Raw genomic sequence first — 17,831 nt, 5'->3', positions numbered from 1 at the left:
CTCCATGACCTTCCGCATGCCCCCCGAGTGGGCCGCGCACGAACGCACCTGGATGGCCTGGCCCGGCCCCAACCCGACGTTCAGCGGCGCCGAGGAACTGGCCGAGGCCCGTGCGGCCTGGGCGTCCGTCGCCCGCGCGGTGCGCCGCTTCGAGCCGGTGACGATGGTGCACGGACCCGGCCAGGGCGACTCGGCGCGCGAACTGCTCGGCCCGGACGTCGACCTGGTCGAGCGCGAGCTGGACGACGCCTGGATGCGGGACATCGGCCCGACCTTCGTGACGGACGGGCAGGGCGGCCTGGCCGCCGTGGACTGGGTGTTCAACGGCTGGGGCGCCCAGGACTGGGCCCGCTGGGAGCACGACTCCGAGATCGCCCGCCATGTCGCGCATCTCACCGGTGCCCCCGTGCTGGGCAGCACGCTCGTCAACGAGGGCGGCGCGATCCACGTCGACGGCGAGGGCACGGTCCTGCTGACCGACACCGTCCAGCTCGGCTCCGGCCGCAACCCCGGCTGGACCCGCGAGCAGGTCGAGGCGGAGATCCACGCCAAGCTCGGCACCACCAAGGCCATCTGGCTCCCGCACGGCCTGACCGGTGACTACGGCACGTACGGCACCCAGGGCCACGTCGACATCGTCGCCGCCTTCGCGCGGCCGGGCACCGTCGTCGTGCACAGCCAGCGCGACCCCGCCCACCCCGACCACGCCCGCTCCCAGGCGTACCTGGAGATCCTCCGCGGCCAGACCGACGCCAGGGGCCGCCGCCTGGAGGTCGTCGAGGTACCCGCCCCGACCGTCCTGAAGGACGAGGAGGGCGACTGGGTCGACTACTCGTACATCAACCACTACCTCTGCAACGGCGGCGTCGTCCTGTGCGCCTTCGACGACCCGCACGACGAGATCGCGGCCGGCATCTTCCGCCGGCTCCACCCGCGGCGGACGGTGACCCTGGTGGACGCGCGCACGATCTTCGCGGGCGGCGGCGGCATCCACTGCATCACGCAGCAGCAGCCGAAGACCGCCGTCAGGTAGAACATACGGGTGAACGTCCTGCTCCGCACGGCCCCCGGCCACCACCTCACCGAGCGGCCGCGCCCGTTGCCCGAAGTGTCCGAACGCCCGCGGCGCCACGGGCCGCCGACCCCGGACGGCGCGCGGCCCGCGGCCCGGGTGACCTCCGCATGAGCACCCCCGGCGCCCGTCGCCGCACCCCCGCCCCGCCGCGCGAGGCCGTTCTCGCCGCCGCCATGGAGATGATCCACGAGCGCGGCCTGGAGAAGCTCACCATGGCGGCGCTCGGCCGAGAGGTCGGCATGAGCAGTGGCCACCTCCTCTACTACTTCCGTTCCAAGGACGAACTGCTGCTGCGCACCCTGGAGTGGAGCGAGGGCCGCCTCGGCGTCGAACGAGGCCGGCTCCTCACCCGTCCCGGCACGTCCCGCGAACGCCTCGACGCCTACGTCGACCTCTACGTCCCCGACGGGCACCGGGACCCGCACTGGACGCTGTGGCTGGAGGTCTGGAACCGCTCGCAGAACGCCGCCGACGAGGCCCGCGACCGGCAGGCCGCCATCGAGGGCGCCTGGCACCGCGACCTGGTCGCGCTGCTCGCCGAAGGCATCTCGCGCGGCGAGTTCCGCAGCGTCGACCCCGACCGATTCGCGTCCCGGCTGCGCGCCCTCCTCGACGGCTTCGCCATCCACGTGGCGATCGGGCTGCGGGGCACGGACCGGGACCAAGTCCTGGGCCACGTGAGGGAGTTCCTGGCGAGCGGTCTCCTCGCGGACGTCTGACCCCGCGCCCGGGCTGTACGCAATACGGGTGATTGACCCTGTGGCGTGCGATGGGCTTGGATCGGGGGAGCCCCTCGGCGCGGGGCCGGGGGAAGGCGTCAACGGGGAAACAGGGGGAATCGTGCTCAGGTCGGGAATCGTGCTCAGATCCATGCGTGGAGCGTCCGTCGCGGTGCTCGCGGGGGCGATGGTCGCGCTGTCGGCGACCTCGGCGGCAGCGGCGCCGAAGCCGGGGACCGAGAGGGTCACGCTGGCGGCGACGGGGGAGCAGGGCGACGGCGACTCGTACGGCCCGCAGCTCAGCGCCGACGGCCGGTTCGCGGTCTTCTCGGGATACGCGTCCAACCTGGTACCCGGCGACACCAACGCGCTCGCGGACGTCTTCGTGCGCGACCTGCGCGAGGGAACCGTCGAGCGGGTCAACGTGGGCCCGGACGGTGCGCAGGCCGACGGTGACTCCTCGGCGCTCGCCATCAGCTCCGACGGACGTCACGTCCTGTTCCGTTCCCAGGCCCGGAACCTGGTCGACCGGGAGATCCCGCCCGCGGACGCCGGGGCGTACGACATCTACCTGCACGACCGGCGCACCGGCCGCACCGAGCGGATCAGCGTCGGCCTCGACGGGGGCTCCGCCCACGCGGGCGGCGCCGTCATGTCGGGGGACGCCCGCTACGTCGCCTTCAACGCCAAGGCCGACCGGATGGAGCACGAACCCGGCGACCTCTTCGGAGCCGTGTACGTCCTCGACCGGCGCACCGGCGCCGTGGAGCGGATCAGCAACCGCGACCGCCCCACCGACCCCGCCCTGCTGCAGGCCATCAGCGCCGACGGCCGCCACGTGGCGTACACGCAGATGGTGCCGCGCAGCTCCGGCGGCGCCACCTGGGTCCACGACCGACGCACCGGCAGCGAGGAGCGGGTCAACGTCCGAGCGGACGGCACCCCGGCCGAGCGGTACGCGCTGCCCGCCTCGCTCTCCGCGGACGGCCGGACCATCGCCTTCCAGTACTGGGGCGACGACCTGGTGCCGGGCGAGACCCCCGGGGACGACACCCACCTCTACGTCCGCGACCTGCGCACGGACGTCACCCGCCGCGTCGGTCCCGGAACGGCCGGCGAGGAGGGGCCGCGTCAACCGGTGCTCAGCCCGGACGGCCGGTACCTGGCCTACCAGGCGGACCCCCGGTCGGCGGACGGACGGCTCGGACCGGCCAACGTCTACCTGCGTGACCTGCGCGACGGCACCACCCGTACGGTCAGCGAGTCCGTCGCCGGGGGCCCGGTGACCGACGCCTCCGTGACGGTGTCCTGGGTGAGCGCGGACGCCCGGCGCATCGGCCTCGGCAGCGACTCCGCGCAACTGGTCCCGGGGGACACCAACGGCCACTACGACGGCTTCGTGCGACGCCTGCGCTGAACATCCACTGCTCGCATCCTGAGACGGACGGTGAGCACGGGGACAGACTGTGCCAGACTGCCCGCGTGCTCTCGTTCGCCATGATTATTGGCAGCAGGCGCGCCGGTCCGCAGTGACCACCACGTACGACCAGGTACGGGTGGACACCGTCGTCCTCGACCCGCGCGCAGACCTCTCGCACCCGCGAGAGGTTTTTCGTTTTCCTGGCCCACCCCCAGCCGGGAAGAGAGCGCGAGGGATCATAGACGGACGGTGGAACCGGTCATTCCGGTAGACCGAGATCCCATACAGGAGCCTTCAGATCATGACCGCACCCAGCGAACTCGACGATTCGTTCCACGTCTTCGACACCACCCTGCGCGACGGCGCGCAGCGCGAGGGCATCAACCTCACGGTCGCGGACAAGCTGGCCATCGCACGGCACCTGGACGACTTCGGCGTGGGCTTCATCGAGGGCGGCTGGCCCGGCGCGAACCCCCGGGACACCGAGTTCTTCGCCCGCGCCCAGCAGGAGATCGACCTGAACCACGCCCAGCTGGTCGCCTTCGGCTCCACCCGCCGCGCGGGCACGACCGCCGCCCAGGACCACCAGGTCAAGGCGCTCCTGGAATCGGGCGCCCAGGTGATCACCCTGGTCGCCAAGTCCCACGACCGGCACGTCGAGCTCGCCCTGCGCACCACGCTCGACGAGAACCTGGCGATGGTCGCCGACACCGTCTCCTTCCTCAAGGAGCAGGGCCGCCGGGTCTTCGTCGACTGCGAGCACTTCTTCGACGGCTACCGCGCCAACCCCGAGTACGCGAAGGCCGTCGTCCGCGCCGCCTCCCAGGCGGGCGCCGACGTCGTCGTCCTGTGCGACACCAACGGCGGCATGCTCCCGGCGCAGATCCAGGCCGTGGTCGCCACCGTGCTGGCCGACACCGGCGCCCGGCTCGGCATCCACGCCCAGGACGACACCGGCTGCGCCGTCGCCAACACCCTCGCCGCGGTCGACGCGGGCGCCACCCACGTCCAGTGCACGGCCAACGGCTACGGCGAGCGCGTCGGCAACGCCAACCTGTTCCCGGTCGTGGCCGCGCTGGAGCTGAAGTACGGCAAGCAGGTGCTGCCCGAGGGCCGGCTGCGCGAGATGACCCGGATCTCCCACGCCATCGCCGAGGTCGTCAACCTCACCCCCTCCACCCACCAGCCCTACGTCGGCGTCTCCGCCTTCGCCCACAAGGCCGGCCTGCACGCCTCCGCCATCAAGGTCGACCCGGACCTGTACCAGCACATCGACCCCGAACAGGTCGGCAACACCATGCGGATGCTGGTCTCCGACATGGCCGGCCGCGCCTCCATCGAGCTCAAGGGCAAGGAACTCGGCATCGACCTCGGCGGCGACCGCGAACTGGTCGGCCGGGTCGTCGAGCGCGTGAAGGAGCGCGAGCTGGCGGGCTACACGTACGAGGCCGCCGACGCGAGCTTCGAGCTCCTGCTGCGCGCGGAGGCCGAGGGCAGTCCCCTCAAGTACTTCGACGTCGAGTCCTGGCGCTCCATCGCCGAGGACCGCCCCGACGGCATCCACGCCAACGAGGCCACGGTCAAGCTCTGGGCCAAGGGCGAGCGCATCGTCGCCACGGCCGAGGGCAACGGCCCGGTCAACGCCCTGGACCGTGCCCTGCGCGTCGCCCTGGAGAAGATCTACCCGGAGCTGGCCAAGCTCGACCTGGTCGACTACAAGGTCCGCATCCTGGAGGGCGTGCACGGCACCCAGTCCACGACGAGGGTCCTCATCTCCACGAGCGACGGGACGGGGGAGTGGTCCACGGTGGGCGTCGCGGAGAACGTCATCGCCGCTTCGTGGCAGGCCCTGGAGGACGCGTACACGTACGGGCTGCTGCGGGCGGGGGTCGCGCCCGCCGGGTGAGCCGGTTTTCCTCGCCCGTACTGATGTCTTATTCGGGGCGATTCGGGTACTTTCGAACGTATGGCGGACGTACGTGTTCGAGCCCTCATACGCCTCCTGATCGCGCCGGTCGTCGCCGCGCTGGCGGTACTGATGGCCGGTGCGCCCGGCGCGCAGGCGGCCACCGACGTCTCCGAGATCGGCGCAGCCCTGCGCGAAAGTCCCGTGTACGTGGACCCTGCCGCCTCCGACCTGCTGTCGTCGGCGGACGCGGAGGCCCTCGCCGACAAGATCGAGGACTCGAACGAACCCGTCTTCGTGGCGGTCCTCCCGGCGGACTACCCGACCCAGAACCTCTTCCAGAACCTCCGCACCGAGACCGGCATCACCGGCCTGTACGGCGTCCGCCTCGGCGACGAGTTCGACGCGCGCGCCGACAGCAGAGTGCTGAGCCGCCAGGGTGTGGACAACCTGGTCACGGCCGTGCAGGGCGCGGGCGACACCAAGGCCCAGCTCAACGACTTCGTCGACGACGCGCTGCGCAGCGTGCGCGGCTCCGCGCCCACGTCCTGGGACTCCGGCGACGCCTCCGCGCCGACCGGCGCCCTGATCACGGCGGGTGCGGTCGTGGCCGTCGGCGGCGCGGGCGTCTACGCGCTCTCCCGCCGCAACCGGCGCCGCCGGGAGGAGGAGCAGCGGGAGGCACTGGAGAGGCTGCGGGTCGTGGTCGACGAGGACATCACGGCGTTCGGCGAGGAACTCGACCGCCTGGACTTCCACCCGGCGGAGCCGCGCGCCGACGACGCGATGCGCACCGACTACGCACGCGCCCTCGACGCCTACGAGCAGGCCAAGACGTACATGGCGGACGCCCGAAAACCGGAGGACGTCCGGGCCGTCACCCAGGCCCTGGAGGACGGCCGCTTCTCGCTCGCCGAGCTCGCCGCCCGCCGCGAGGGCAGGCCGCTGCCCGAACGCCGGCCGCCCTGCTTCTTCGACCCGCGCCACGGCCCGTCGGTCGCCGACGTCACCTGGACGCCACCGGGCGGCGCCACCCGTGAGGTGCCCGTCTGCGAGGCCGACCGGACCCGGCTGTCCGCCGGCCGGGACCCGATGATCCGCGAGGTGGACACCGAGTACGGCCGACGTCCCTACTGGGACGCGGGCCCGGCCTACGGCCCCTGGGCGGGCGGCTACTTCGGTGGCGGCATCCTTCCCGGCCTGCTGTTCGGCACCATGCTGGGCAGCATGATGGCGGGCCCCGCCTACGGAGCCGGCTACGGCGCCGGTTACGGCGACTTCGGCGGATACGACGGCGGCGACGTCTCCGGCGCCGACTTCGACCCCGGCGACTTCGGGGGTGGTTTCGGCGGCGGTGACTTCGGCGGTGGCGGCGGCTTCGGCGGCGGAGGGGACTTCGGCGGCGGCTTCTGACCGGGTGGCGGTGCGGCGCCCCGCCGTCACCGCCCCGCGGAGGGCAGGCTGACGCGTTTCAGCGGGCGGCACGACCGAGAGAACCCGGGCAGTGCCTGCGCGCGAGTTCGCCGTACGGGCGGACCCGGCGAGTTCCCGTTCGCTAGCGTGAGCCCATGCCGTACACCCCCGCGCTCCTCGTCATCGACATACAGAACGCCACGGTCGCCATGGCGCACCGGGCCTGCGGGACGGTCGACGCGATCGCGGGGCTGAGCGAGCGGGCCCGGGCGGCCGGTGTGCCGGTGGTGACCGTCCGGCAGCGGGGCGAGGGGATGGTGCCCGGCACCGAAGGCTGGCGGGTCGTGCCCGAGCTGGCGCCCCGGGAAGGGGAGCCGGTCGTCGACAAGACGACCCCGGACAGCTTCCTGGGCACCGCCCTCGACGAGATCCTCCAGGCGCTCGGCGTCACCGAGGTGATCGTGACGGGCTTCGCCACGGAGGTCTGCGTGGACACCACGGCGCGGCAGGCGCTGAGCCGGGGCTACGACCTGGTCGTCGTGGCCGACGGGCACACCACCTCGCGGCGTGGCGAGGCGGACGCCGACGGCCTGGTTCCCGCGGAGCGCTCGATCGCCCACTGCAACGCGGTCTACCGGATGATCGGCTGGCCCGGGCGCCGTATCCGGGTCCGGGCCGCCGCCGACGTCGAGCTCAGGCCTGCCTGATCGCCGAGATGTCGAAGTTCAGCTTGATCTTGTCGGAGACCAGCACGCCACCGGTCTCCAGGGCGGCGTTCCAGGTGAGCCCCCACTCCGAGCGCTTGATCTCCGACTTGCCCTCGAAGCCGACGCGCTCGTTGCCGAAGGGGTCCTTGGCGGCGCCGTTGAACTCCAGGTCGATCGTGAGGGGCCTGGTGGTGCCGAGGATCGTGAGGTCGCCGGTGACGCGGTAGGCGTCGTCGCCCAGGGCCTGCGCGCCGGTGGAGCGGAAGGTCATCTTCGGGAACTCGTCCGTCCTGAAGAAGTCCGAGCTCTTGAGGTGGCCGTCGCGGTCGGCGGACCCCGTGTCGATGCTGTCCATCGTGATGTCGAGGGAGGCCGTGGAGCGGGACGGGTCGGCGCCGTCCAGGTGGAGCGAGCCGCTGAAGTCCAGGAACTTGCCCTTGACGTTGGTGACCATGGCGTGGCGGGCCGTGAAGCCGATCGTCGTGTGGGCGGGGTCGATCGTGTACGCGCCGGTCAGCGTGGCGAGGTCGGGAGTGGTGGTCACGGTGTCCTCCAGGAAAGGGGCCGATCGTGATGTCGCATGCCGATGTTGAACTTTCAATCAATCCAACGGCCACGACTGTAGTCCCATTCAGTTCAAGTTTCAACAGTCGTGCGAGAGGTCGCCGCGCCGCCGGCTGACGGGCCCCGCCTCGGGGAATAGACATGAGCATGACCTTCCAGCGGCCGTACGCCCATCGGACCGGCACCGGACCCACCCGCCGCACCGTCCTGCTCGCGGCCGCCCTGGCCGCCGCACTCATCCCCGCCCTCGGCGCAGCCGCCGTCCCCGCCGCCGACCCTTACGACACCCTCCGCCGGCGCTGGCTCGCCATCGCCCTCGGCGACGGTTACGACCCGGCCGCCGAACCGTACGCCTCCCGCCTGGCCGAAACCGGCGCCCGCGCCCGCGCACACCGCGCCACCATGGCCCCCACCCCCACCTCCCTGTGGCCCGGCCACCCCTTCGACCCGCCCGCGGGCATCACCTTCGCCTACGGCCGCCTGTGGACCATGGCCCAGGCGTACGTCCAGCAGGGCACCGGCTCCACCGGCGACGAGGCCCTCCTCGCCGACATCCTGCGGGGCCTCGACCACCTCTCGGCCACCGTCTACAACCCGGCCACCACCCGCTACGGCAACTGGTGGGAGTGGCAGATCGGCAGCCCCCGCCTCCTGACGGACATCACGGCCGCCCTGTACGACCACCTCGGCACCGACCGCACCGCCGCCGCCTGCGCCGCCGTCGACCACTTCGTCCCCGACGCGATGCTCGGCGACTACACCGGCACCTCCACCGGCGCCAACCGCGTCGACCTCTGCCGCTCCGTCGCCCTGCGCGGCATCCTGGGCCGGGACCCCGGCAAGATCGCCCTCGCCCGCGACGCCCTCTCGCCGGTCTTCCCGTACGTCACCGAGGGCGACGGCCTCCACGCCGACGGCTCGTTCGTCCAGCACACCCGGGTCGCCTACTCGGGGACGTACGGCCAGGTCATGCTGGACGGACTCGGCCGGCTGTTCACCCTGCTCGCCGGCTCGCCGTGGGAGGTGACGGACCCCGGCAGGCAGATCATCCTCGACAGCGTCGAGCACGCCTACGCGCCCCTCATCCACGACGGACTGGTCATGGACGGCGTCAACGGGCGGGCCATCAGCCGGGGTCACCTCAAGAGCGACGACCTGCGCGTCATGCGCAGCGACCACTTCCACGGGCAGCAGCTCATCGCCGCCATGGCGGTCCTCGCCGGCGGCGCGAGCGACGCCGAGCGCGAACGCTGGCACGCGCGGATCAAGGGCTGGATCGAACGGGACACCGTCACCCCCGTCCTGACGGCACCGCAGTTCCCGGTCGCCGACCTCGCCCGGCTGCACGCGATCGCGGACGCCCCCGGCGAGGCCGCGCCCGAGCCCACCGGGCACCGCCTCTTCGCGGCCATGGACCGCGCCGTGCACCGCCGCCCCGCCTTCACCGCGGGCCTCGCCATGGCCAGCGACCGCATCGCCCACTACGAGTGCGGCAACGGCGAGAACCCGCGCGGCTGGCACACCGGCGCGGGCATGCTCACCTGGTGGGCGAACGGGACGAGGGCGGGCCGGTCCGATCAGTACACCGACTGGTTCTGGCCCACCGTCGACTGGTACCGGCTGCCCGGCACCACCGTCTCCACCAAACGCCTGGCCGACCGGGAGGGCGGCGAGTGGGGTGAGCCCAGGCCGGACGCGCGCTGGGTCGGCGGCACGACCGACGGCGAGTACGCGGCGGTCGGACAGCACCTCAAGGGGCTCGGCTCGACCCTCGAAGCCCGCAAGTCCTGGTTCTTCGCCGACGACGCGGTGGTCTGCCTGGGCGCCGGCATCACCTGCGCGGACGGTGTCCCGGTCGAGACGGTCGTCGACAACCGCAATCTGGGGGAGGGCGGCACCCAGGCGCTCGTCCGAGGCCGGCACTGGGCCCATCTGGAGGGCCACGGAGGCTGGATCGTGCCCGAGGGCGATCTGCGGACCCTGCGCGAGGACCGCACCGGTGCCTGGGCCGACATCAACACCACCAGCACGGCCGAGCGCCGCACCCGCCGCTGGCAGACCCTCTGGCTGGACCACGGCACGGATCCGGCCGGCGCCGCCTACGTCTACGTCCTCATGCCGGGCGCCACCCGCCGGGCGGTCGCCCGGCGCGCGGCCGACCACCGCCGGCTCACGGTCCTCGCCAACGACGAACGGTGCCAGGCGGTCGCGGTTCCCCCACTCGGCCTCACGGCCGCGAACTTCTGGCAGGCGGGCACGGCGGGCCCGCTCACCACGACGGCGGGGGCCAGTGTGCTGATCCGCCGCCGAGGCCGCACCGCTACCCTCTGCGTGAGCGAACCACCGCGTACCGGAGCACCCTTGGAGATCGTCTGGGACCGCCCGGTGCGGGCGGTGGCACGGGCCGACGAGACGGTCGAGATCCTCGCGACAGGCCGCCGACTGCACCTCCGCGTCACTCCAGGGGTGGTATGTACCACCCACGAATGTGAGGTGACTCTCAGCTGAAGGCTTTGTGTGACCCCTACAAGCATGAGGCCCTCTGAGCAGTCGAAACGGCTGCATGCTGTAGGGGTTCTGTTCAGTGCTACCAGGAAAACGCGCTGGAGACTGTACGGAGTCGACGGCTCGCAATCCTTGGTGAGCTTCGTAGAGTCGCTACATGACCGTTTTGGATGAGGCGCCGGGTGAGCCGACGGACGCGCGCGGGCGAGTGGCCGAACTGCACGAGATCCGTGCCCAGGCACTGGCCGGACCGAGCGAGAAGGCGACGGCGGCGCAGCACGCCAAGGGCAAGCTGACGGCGCGGGAGCGGATCGAACTGCTCCTGGACCCGGGCTCCTTCCGCGAGGTCGAGCAACTGCGACGGCACCGGGCTACCGGCTTCGGCCTGGAGGCCAAGAAGCCGTACACCGACGGTGTCATCACCGGCTGGGGCACGGTCGAGGGCCGCACGGTCTTCGTCTACGCGCACGACTTCCGGATTTTCGGCGGCGCACTGGGCGAGGCCCACGCCACGAAGATCCACAAGATCATGGACATGGCCATCGCGGCCGGTGCCCCGCTGGTCTCCCTCAACGACGGCGCCGGCGCCCGCATCCAGGAGGGCGTCAGCGCCCTCGCCGGCTACGGCGGCATCTTCCAGCGCAACACCAAGGCCTCCGGGGTCATCCCGCAGATCAGCGTGATGCTCGGCCCGTGCGCGGGCGGCGCGGCCTACAGCCCCGCCCTCACCGACTTCGTGTTCATGGTCCGCGACACCTCGCAGATGTTCATCACCGGTCCCGACGTGGTCAAGGCGGTCACCGGCGAGGAGATCACGCAGAACGGCCTGGGCGGCGCCGACGTGCACGCCGAGACCAGCGGCGTCTGCCACTTCGCCTACGACGACGAGGAGACGTGCCTCGCCGAGGTGCGCTACCTGCTGTCGTTGCTCCCCCAGAACAACAGGGAGAACCCGCCCCGCGCCGAATCCACCGACCCCGCGGACCGCCGCGGCGACACCCTCCTCGACCTGGTCCCGGCGGACGGCAACCGCCCGTACGACATGACCAAGGTCATCGAGGAACTCGTCGACGACGGCGAGTACCTCGAGGTCCACGAGCGCTGGGCCCGCAACATCATCTGCGCGCTGGCCCGCCTCGACGGACAGGTCGTCGGCATCGTCGCCAACCAGCCGCAGGCCCTGGCCGGCGTACTGGACATCGAGGCCAGCGAGAAGGCCGCGCGCTTCGTCCAGATGTGCGACGCCTTCAACATCCCGATCATCACCCTCCTGGACGTACCCGGCTTCCTGCCGGGCGTCGACCAGGAGCACGGCGGAATCATCCGCCACGGCGCCAAGTTGCTCTACGCCTACTGCAACGCGACCGTGCCCCGCATCTCGCTCATCCTGCGCAAGGCGTACGGAGGTGCTTACATCGTCATGGACAGCCAGTCCATCGGCGCCGACCTCACCTACGCCTGGCCGACGAACGAGATCGCCGTGATGGGCGCCGAGGGTGCCGCCAACGTCATCTTCCGCCGTCAGATCGCCGAGGCCGAGGACCCCGAGGCCATGCGGGCCCGCATGGTCAAGGAGTACAAGGCCGAGCTGATGCACCCCTACTACGCGGCCGAACGAGGCCTGGTCGACGACGTCATCGACCCCGCCGAGACCCGCGAGGTGCTCATCAGGTCCCTGGCGATGCTCCACACCAAGCACGCCGACCTGCCCTCCCGCAAGCACGGCAACCCGCCGCAGTGACCCGAGGAGCCACTTCCATGTCCACTCCCGACATCCGCGTCGAGAAGGGCCACGCCGAGCCCGAGGAAGTCGCCGCCATCACGGCCCTCCTGCTGGCCCGTGCCGCCGCCCGCCCTGCCGAGATCGCCCCGGTCCACGGCGGCGGCCGCGTCCGCGCCGGCTGGCGCCGCCTGGAACGCGAGCCGGGCTTCCGCGCGCCGCACAGCTGGCGCTGACCTGAGTCGACGAAGGGGCCCCCTCCACCGGGAGGGGGCCCCTTCGCATGGGATGAGGGCTCTGTGTTCGACGCCGGCTGGGGCAACGATCCAGGGGCGCGGGGGTTGTCTCGATGTGCGGCTCCGCCGCGTGGGCGCGACCAGCCACAACCCACCCGCGCCCGGCAACGAAACCGCCCCCGGCAGCCCATTGGCCGCAGGGGGCGTCGCGCAACCCCGCGCCGACGGGGTGCAGCCTGTGCCGCTAGCGCAACCGCGCCATCAGCGCGTGCTCCACGAGAGTGATCAGCGCACTCTTCGCGTCGGCGCGGTGCCGGGCGTCGGTCGTGATGATCGGGGTGTCCGGTCCGATCTGCAGCGCCTCGCGGACCTCGTCCGGGTTGTACGGCTGCTGGCCGTCGAAGCCGTTGAGGGCGATGACGAACGGCAGGCCGGAGTTCTCGAAGTAGTCGACGGCGGGGAAGCAGTCGGCGAGCCGCCTCGTGTCGACCAGCACGATCGCACCGATGGCGCCGCGCACCAGGTCGTCCCACATGAACCAGAAACGGTCCTGGCCGGGTGTACCGAAGAGGTACAGGATCAGGTCCTGGTCGAGCGTGATACGTCCGAAGTCCATGGCGACCGTGGTGGTCGTCTTGTCCCCCGTGTGGGTGAGGTCGTCGATGCCCGCGGACGCGGATGTCATCACGGCCTCGGTGCGCAGCGGGTTGATCTCCGAGACGGCGCCGACGAACGTCGTCTTGCCCACGCCGAATCCGCCCGCCACCACGATCTTCGCGGAAGTGGTGGAGCGGGAAGGCCCTCCGCTAGAGCTTGCGAAGTCCACTGAGCACCCTTTCGAGCAGTGTCACGTCTGGCTGGCCGCCGGCGTTTTCGTCGCCGCCGGGCTGATGGATGGCGACCAGGCCCGCCTCCGCCAAGTCGGCGACGAGGATCCTGGCCACGCCGAGAGGGATCGTCAGGAGGGCCGAGACCTCGGCCACCGACTTGATCTCCCGGCAGAGGTTGCAGATCCGCTGATGCTCGGGCAACTGGCCCTGCATCTGGTGCGGCTGCGCGGTGGTGTGCACCAGTGCCTCGATGGCGAGCTGGTATCGCGGCCTGGTGCGGCCGCCCGTCATGGCGTACGGGCGCACCAGGGGGTTGTTCGACGCCCCGGCGGGCGCCGGCTCAGGGGTGCGGCGCTGCGGCTGCACGGGCTGGATGCGCGGAGCGTGCGGCTGGTCGTACGGCGAAGGGCCGGGGCCCTGCGGCGCGTACGGCTGCCGGTGGCCCGGCACGGAGGGGTAGCCGTATCCGTTCGCCGAGCCGTCGTTCGGGCCCTGGCCAGGGCCGTACGACCAGTTGCCCGAAGACGGACCACCTGGGGGTGTTGCCACTTTTTCCTCCTCCGACTGTGCCTGGCATCCATCACTGTGGAGCCGCGTCCCGAAACTTTACGGCCACGGGACGCCAAAACGCACCGTCTGTCCTTTAGTTGAGAAGGCTCCCTTGGAGCTCGGCCCGCAGATCGGGCGTCAGAACCGTGCCCGCACGGTCCACCAGAAGGGCCATCTCGTACCCAATGAGACCGATGTCCGCCTCCGGGTGTGCGAGAACCGCGAGGGACGAGCCGTCGGAGATGGACATGATGAAGAGGAATCCCCGCTCCATCTCCACAACTGTCTGGTTCACGCTGCCGCCCTCGAAGATGCGCGAGGCACCGGCGGTCAGCGAGGTCAGACCGGAGGCGACGGCCGCGAGCTGGTCGGCACGGTCGCGCGGGAACCCTTCGGACATCGCCAGAAGGAGTCCGTCGGCGGAGACCACCACCGTGTGGGACACCCCCGGGGTGTTTTCCACGAAGTTGGTGATCAACCAGTTCAGGTTCTGCGCCGCCTGGCTCATCGGGCTCACACTAACGCTCCTGGTTGTAGGTGCTGTCAGGACCACGGTGTTCATTCCTTGTGTCCTGGCCGTTCGTTTCACTGCCTGCACTGCGGCCTCGCTCGACGCCGCGGCGCAGGTTGCTCAGCCTGCCCCGGACGTCCTCCGGGGCGCGGGAGACCTGGGGGCCTCCCTGTGGAGTGGTCTCGGCGGCGCCCTCGACCAGGTTGGCCTTGGGTACCCGCCGGGGCAGACCCGAGGAGGTCACCCCGCCCGCCCTGGGCTTGCGCAGTGCCGAGGCCTGCTGCCAGCGGTCGTCGTTCGCCGACCGCCAGTTGTCCTCGCCGCCCGCGCCGGGTGCGGCGGCGGCCGGTGCCTCCTGGTCCACGCGCCCCGCGTCGCCGGCGCCGCTCACGGCCGAGCCGCGGCGGGGAAGACCGGCGTCGGTCATCTCGTGGGCGGCGGAAGGGGCCGGACCCGGACGGTCGAAGCCTACGCGGTCCGCCTCGGTCCCGTCAGCGGCCTGCGTGGATTCCGGCGCCGGAGCACCCGCGGGGTACTGGTCCGGATAGCCGTTCCGGTAGCCGTCCTGCTGAGGCCAGTCGTCCTGGTAGCGCCGCTGTTCGAAGGCCGAGTAGGCCTCCTGGGCGCCGGAGCCCGCCGGCTGGTGCTCGCCCTGGCCCGGCTCCGCGAAGGAGGGGTCCGGGTAGCCGCCGTCGGCCGGGTAGCCACCGTTCTGCTGCGGACCGCCGTTCGGCGCGTAGTACTGATCGCCGTACGACTGCTGCTGCGGTTCCTGGTACGCCGCCTGCTGCTGGTCCGGATACGCCGACTGCTGGTCGTAGGCGCCCGTCTGCTGCTCCGGGTAGCCGCCCCGACCCTGGTCGAAGCCCGGCTGCTGCCCCGTGAACTGGTCCTGGAAGCCGGGCGCATCGGCGTTCTCGGGCCGCCCGTGCTCCGCCGGACCGGGCAGCTCGGGGTGCGCCTGCGCCTCCAGGGCCGCGCGGCGCTCCTCGCGCATCAGCGAGCGGCCGACCGGGTCGAGCTCGCGTATGTCGTCGGGGACCTCGGAGTACCTGCTGTCGTCGAAGCCCAGCTCGGCGGCGGTCCGCATGGGCTGGCCGACCTGAGCGAAGCTCTCGCCGCCCTGGAAGTTCTGCTCCGGGATGATCTGCGAGACGGTGAACTCGTCGCGCCCCTGCTGCTCGCCGCCGCCACCGTGGGTGATGGCGTCCGGGAGCATGACCAGGGAGGTGGTGCCCGCCTGCTCGCCGGAGGGGCGCAGCTGGACGCGGATACCGTGCCGGTCGGACAGCCGGCCGACCACGAACAGGCCCATGCGCTGCGAGATCGCGGCGTCCACGGTCGGCGGGTTGGCCAGCTTGTGGTTGATGTCCGCGAAGTCCTCGGCGGTCAGGCCGATGCCCTTGTCGTGGATCTCGACCATCACACGGCCGTCGGGAAGACGGGTCGCGGTGACGCGGACCTTGGTCTGCGGGGAGGAGAACGTGGTGGCGTTCTCCAGCAGCTCGGCCAGCAGGTGCACGAGGTCGGTCACGGCCCGGCCGTGGATCTCGGCCTCAGGCACGCCGGACAGCTCGATGCGCTCGTACTGCTCCACCTCGGAGGAGGCGGCACGCAGCACGTCGACCAGCGGGACCGGCTGGTCCCAGCGGCGGCCGGGCTCCTCGCCGGCGAGGACCAGGAGGTTCTCGCCGTTGCGGCGCATACGGGTGGCGAGGTGGTCCAGCCGGAAGAGGTTCTCCAGCTGGTCGGGGTCGGCCTCGTTGTTCTCCAGGTCGGTGATCAGGCTCAGCTGGCCCTCGATCAGCGACTGGTTGCGGCGCGAGAGGTTGGTGAAGATCGCGTTGATGTTGCCCCGCAGCATGGCCTGCTCGGAAGCGAGCCGGACGGCTTCGCGGTGCACCTGGTCGAAGGCGCGGGCGACTTCGCCGATCTCGTCGGTGGAGGTGATCGGGATCGGCTGGACCCGGGTGTCGACCCGGCCGGGGTCGGTACGGGAGAGCTGGTCGACCAGCATCGGCAGGCGCTGCTCGGCGATGCCGAAGGCGGCGTTGCGCAGCTGGCGCATGGAGCGGCTCATCTGGCGGGCCACCATGCCGGCCAGGATGAACGCGGCGAGCAGCGCGATCACGACCGCGGCACCCGTGATGTAGGCGTCCCGCTCGGCGTCGTCGGCGATCGTGGACGCCTCGGTCACCGCCTTGTCGGCGAGGTCCGACTCGATCTTGCCGTACGCGTCGAACTTGAGGGTGTTGACCGCCCACCAGTTTTCCGGCGTGATGCCCTGCTCGGCCAGGTCGGCCCGCGCACCGGTGCCGGTGGAGTCCAGCCCCGCGAGCTCCGAGACCATCGTGGTCGGGTTGGCCGGCGGCGGCACGTAGTCGGGGTCCTTGGCCTTGGCCTCCTCGGCCATGGCCGCCCCGTCCGTCTTGAGCCGCGCCTGGGCGTCCTCGAGCTTCTGCGCGTCCGCCTCGGTACCGCCGCCGATGTACTCCTCGATGGCGATGCGTTCCAAGTAGGCGTAGGAGGAGAGCGCGACGCGCTGGCTGGCGAGGTGGCTGGGGTCCGGCCCCGGCTTGACCAGCATGTGCATGCCGATGGAGCGCTCCAGTGAGAGCGCCGCCTTGGTCAGGGAGATCGCGTAGACGGTGCGGCCGTAGGAGGTGATGTTGCCGGTGCCCAGACCGAGCTCGTTGGCGAACTCCATCAGGGGGTGGGCGATCCCGGTGTAGCCCTCCTCGGTCTCCACACCCTTGAGCTTGGAGGTGTACGCGGCCACGCGCAGCGTCTGGAGCTTGGGCTCCTGCTCGCGGAACACCTTCAGCCGGCGCTCCAGTCCGGCCTTGCCGGGCATGCCCTGGGCCGCCTCGTCGAACGTGTCGGCCGCCTCGTCGGTCGCCTTGCGTGCCTTGGTGACGGTGGCGTCCTCCTGGCCGTTGCCCTGCAGCAGCGGGGCGGCCGTGAGGTCGCGCTCGTTGTAGAGGGCGCCCGCGTAGCCGAGGGAGGCCTGTACCAGGCGCGCGGTGCTCTCGGCGTCCTCGGCGTCCTGCCAGGTGTCGATCGAGCTCTTCACCTGGAAGCCGCCCATGACGAGGCCGACCAGCACGGGTATGAGCAGGATGGCGTTCAGCCGGGTGGTCACCCGCCAGTTGCGCGGCGAGACACGGCCGCCGCTCGGGGCGGGCTGGGCCTTGGGTTCCGCAGCGGGCTCGGGGGCGGGCGCCGCTGCGCGCGGCGGCGGGGTGAAGTTGCCCCGGGCCGATGGCTCGGGACTGTTCTTGCTTCGCCTCACTCGACCAACAACCTCTCGGCGGTCGGCACATTCGTCGTGCCGCTGTGTCTCAGAGCCCAGTCCGTCATCGAGTACGCACTACTGCTGAGTACGTCTTTGACCATTGGGCAGTTCTGGCATTCCAGCACGGCGACCAGCGCTCTTCCAAACAGTGGAACGCGGGGGTTACACGTGATGTAAGCCCCGCGTAAAACGGTCATAAAGAGCGAGGCCCGTCAAAAGACGGGGCGTTCGTGCGCACAGCGAGACCAGTTGACCGCGTCGCGTGTTGGTACCACCCGATTCCTCTGCCGAAACGTTATGAACGGTGGAGCCGACCGTGTCAAAGGACACAGCCGGCTCCGTTCCGCCTACGACAAGTGCCGTAGGACCCCGCCGACTTCT

The 17,831-nt window shown here is 71.3% G+C and carries 14 protein-coding genes; 9 read left to right on the top strand and 5 right to left on the bottom strand.

Translation table 11 applies throughout. The features are described from left to right. Nucleotides 1-4 precede the first annotated feature (4 nt). The 6 genes from ACH4F2_RS15515 (at nucleotide 5) to ACH4F2_RS15490 (ending at nucleotide 7,240) form a co-directional block, all read left to right on the top strand. On the top strand, nucleotides 5-1,033 hold the full coding sequence (locus tag ACH4F2_RS15515) for an agmatine/peptidylarginine deiminase (protein ID WP_398133212.1): 1,029 nt from the start codon (nucleotides 5-7) through the stop codon (nucleotides 1,031-1,033). A gap of 149 nt (nucleotides 1,034-1,182) precedes the next feature. Beyond that, the gene (locus ACH4F2_RS15510; RefSeq protein ID WP_398133211.1) at nucleotides 1,183-1,794 is read left to right on the top strand and encodes a TetR/AcrR family transcriptional regulator; all 612 of its coding nucleotides are present in this window, start codon (nucleotides 1,183-1,185) and stop codon (nucleotides 1,792-1,794) included. Nucleotides 1,795-1,945: 151 nt separating this feature from the next. After that, nucleotides 1,946-3,211 (top strand): TolB family protein, encoded by a 1,266-nt coding sequence (locus ACH4F2_RS15505; RefSeq protein ID WP_398133210.1) that lies wholly within the window; start codon nucleotides 1,946-1,948, stop codon nucleotides 3,209-3,211. A 304-nt stretch (nucleotides 3,212-3,515) separates the two neighbouring features. Beyond that, nucleotides 3,516-5,120, top strand: a complete 1,605-nt coding sequence (gene cimA / locus ACH4F2_RS15500) for a citramalate synthase (protein WP_398133209.1) — start codon at nucleotides 3,516-3,518, stop codon at nucleotides 5,118-5,120. Between the two features lie 60 nt (nucleotides 5,121-5,180). Further along, nucleotides 5,181-6,533, top strand: coding sequence for a hypothetical protein (locus tag ACH4F2_RS15495; RefSeq protein ID WP_398133208.1), 1,353 nt, complete (start codon nucleotides 5,181-5,183; stop codon nucleotides 6,531-6,533). 155 nt (nucleotides 6,534-6,688) lie between these two features. Further along, complete coding sequence (locus tag ACH4F2_RS15490; RefSeq protein ID WP_398133207.1) at nucleotides 6,689-7,240, top strand: cysteine hydrolase family protein; 552 nt, start codon at nucleotides 6,689-6,691, stop codon at nucleotides 7,238-7,240. Here ACH4F2_RS15490 and ACH4F2_RS15485 read toward each other — a convergent pair. Then, entirely contained in the window at nucleotides 7,227-7,784 is a 558-nt protein-coding gene (locus ACH4F2_RS15485) for a YceI family protein (protein WP_398133206.1), read from the bottom strand. The genes ACH4F2_RS15490 and ACH4F2_RS15485 overlap by 14 nt on opposite strands. Nucleotides 7,785-7,951: 167 nt before the next feature. Here ACH4F2_RS15485 and ACH4F2_RS15480 point away from each other — a divergent pair, with 167 nt between their 5' ends. The 3 genes from ACH4F2_RS15480 to ACH4F2_RS15470 all read left to right on the top strand — a co-directional run bounded on the left by ACH4F2_RS15480 (nucleotide 7,952) and on the right by ACH4F2_RS15470 (nucleotide 12,265). Continuing rightward, nucleotides 7,952-10,312: a polysaccharide lyase 8 family protein gene (locus ACH4F2_RS15480; RefSeq protein ID WP_398133311.1), complete on the top strand. Its 2,361-nt coding sequence runs from the start codon at nucleotides 7,952-7,954 to the stop codon at nucleotides 10,310-10,312. A gap of 154 nt (nucleotides 10,313-10,466) precedes the next feature. After that, nucleotides 10,467-12,050, top strand: coding sequence for an acyl-CoA carboxylase subunit beta (locus ACH4F2_RS15475; RefSeq protein WP_398133205.1), 1,584 nt, complete (start codon nucleotides 10,467-10,469; stop codon nucleotides 12,048-12,050). Between the two features lie 17 nt (nucleotides 12,051-12,067). Beyond that, the gene (locus tag ACH4F2_RS15470; protein WP_398133204.1) at nucleotides 12,068-12,265 is read left to right on the top strand and encodes an acyl-CoA carboxylase epsilon subunit; all 198 of its coding nucleotides are present in this window, start codon (nucleotides 12,068-12,070) and stop codon (nucleotides 12,263-12,265) included. Nucleotides 12,266-12,509: 244 nt separating this feature from the next. Here the strand turns inward: ACH4F2_RS15470 and ACH4F2_RS15465 are convergent, their stop codons facing one another. The 4 genes from ACH4F2_RS15465 to ACH4F2_RS15450 form a co-directional block, all read right to left on the bottom strand. Beyond that, complete coding sequence (locus tag ACH4F2_RS15465) at nucleotides 12,510-13,091, bottom strand: ATP/GTP-binding protein (RefSeq protein ID WP_009314218.1); 582 nt, start codon at nucleotides 13,089-13,091, stop codon at nucleotides 12,510-12,512. Continuing rightward, complete coding sequence (locus tag ACH4F2_RS15460; RefSeq protein ID WP_398133203.1) at nucleotides 13,072-13,644, bottom strand: DUF742 domain-containing protein; 573 nt, start codon at nucleotides 13,642-13,644, stop codon at nucleotides 13,072-13,074. Before ACH4F2_RS15460 ends, ACH4F2_RS15465 begins: the two co-directional genes overlap by 20 nt. A gap of 94 nt (nucleotides 13,645-13,738) precedes the next feature. After that, complete coding sequence (locus ACH4F2_RS15455) at nucleotides 13,739-14,152, bottom strand: roadblock/LC7 domain-containing protein (RefSeq protein WP_055421938.1); 414 nt, start codon at nucleotides 14,150-14,152, stop codon at nucleotides 13,739-13,741. A gap of 10 nt (nucleotides 14,153-14,162) precedes the next feature. Further along, entirely contained in the window at nucleotides 14,163-17,447 is a 3,285-nt protein-coding gene (locus ACH4F2_RS15450) for a nitrate- and nitrite sensing domain-containing protein (RefSeq protein WP_398133202.1), read from the bottom strand. Nucleotides 17,448-17,831: the final 384 nt, after the last annotated feature.

This window comes from Streptomyces sp. NPDC017890, assembly GCF_044328675.1.
GTDB lineage: Bacteria > Actinomycetota > Actinomycetes > Streptomycetales > Streptomycetaceae > Streptomyces.
Note: the sequence above shows the minus strand (reverse complement) of the source record. Positions and strands in the feature narration are given on the sequence as shown.

What these genes read in the sequence shown, in the direction of transcription:
- ACH4F2_RS15455 (WP_055421938.1), bottom strand. Translation starts at nt 14,152, where the DNA reads ATGAGCCAGGCGGCGCAGAACCTGAACTGGTTGATCACCAACTTCGTG.
- ACH4F2_RS15480 (WP_398133311.1), top strand. Translation starts at nt 7,952, where the DNA reads ATGACCTTCCAGCGGCCGTACGCCCATCGGACCGGCACCGGACCCACC.
- ACH4F2_RS15475 (WP_398133205.1), top strand. Translation starts at nt 10,467, where the DNA reads ATGACCGTTTTGGATGAGGCGCCGGGTGAGCCGACGGACGCGCGCGGG.
- ACH4F2_RS15505 (WP_398133210.1), top strand. Translation starts at nt 1,946, where the DNA reads ATGCGTGGAGCGTCCGTCGCGGTGCTCGCGGGGGCGATGGTCGCGCTG.
- ACH4F2_RS15490 (WP_398133207.1), top strand. Translation starts at nt 6,689, where the DNA reads ATGCCGTACACCCCCGCGCTCCTCGTCATCGACATACAGAACGCCACG.
- ACH4F2_RS15470 (WP_398133204.1), top strand. Translation starts at nt 12,068, where the DNA reads ATGTCCACTCCCGACATCCGCGTCGAGAAGGGCCACGCCGAGCCCGAG.
- ACH4F2_RS15510 (WP_398133211.1), top strand. Translation starts at nt 1,183, where the DNA reads ATGAGCACCCCCGGCGCCCGTCGCCGCACCCCCGCCCCGCCGCGCGAG.
- cimA (WP_398133209.1), top strand. Translation starts at nt 3,516, where the DNA reads ATGACCGCACCCAGCGAACTCGACGATTCGTTCCACGTCTTCGACACC.
- ACH4F2_RS15495 (WP_398133208.1), top strand. Translation starts at nt 5,181, where the DNA reads ATGGCGGACGTACGTGTTCGAGCCCTCATACGCCTCCTGATCGCGCCG.
- ACH4F2_RS15515 (WP_398133212.1), top strand. Translation starts at nt 5, where the DNA reads ATGACCTTCCGCATGCCCCCCGAGTGGGCCGCGCACGAACGCACCTGG.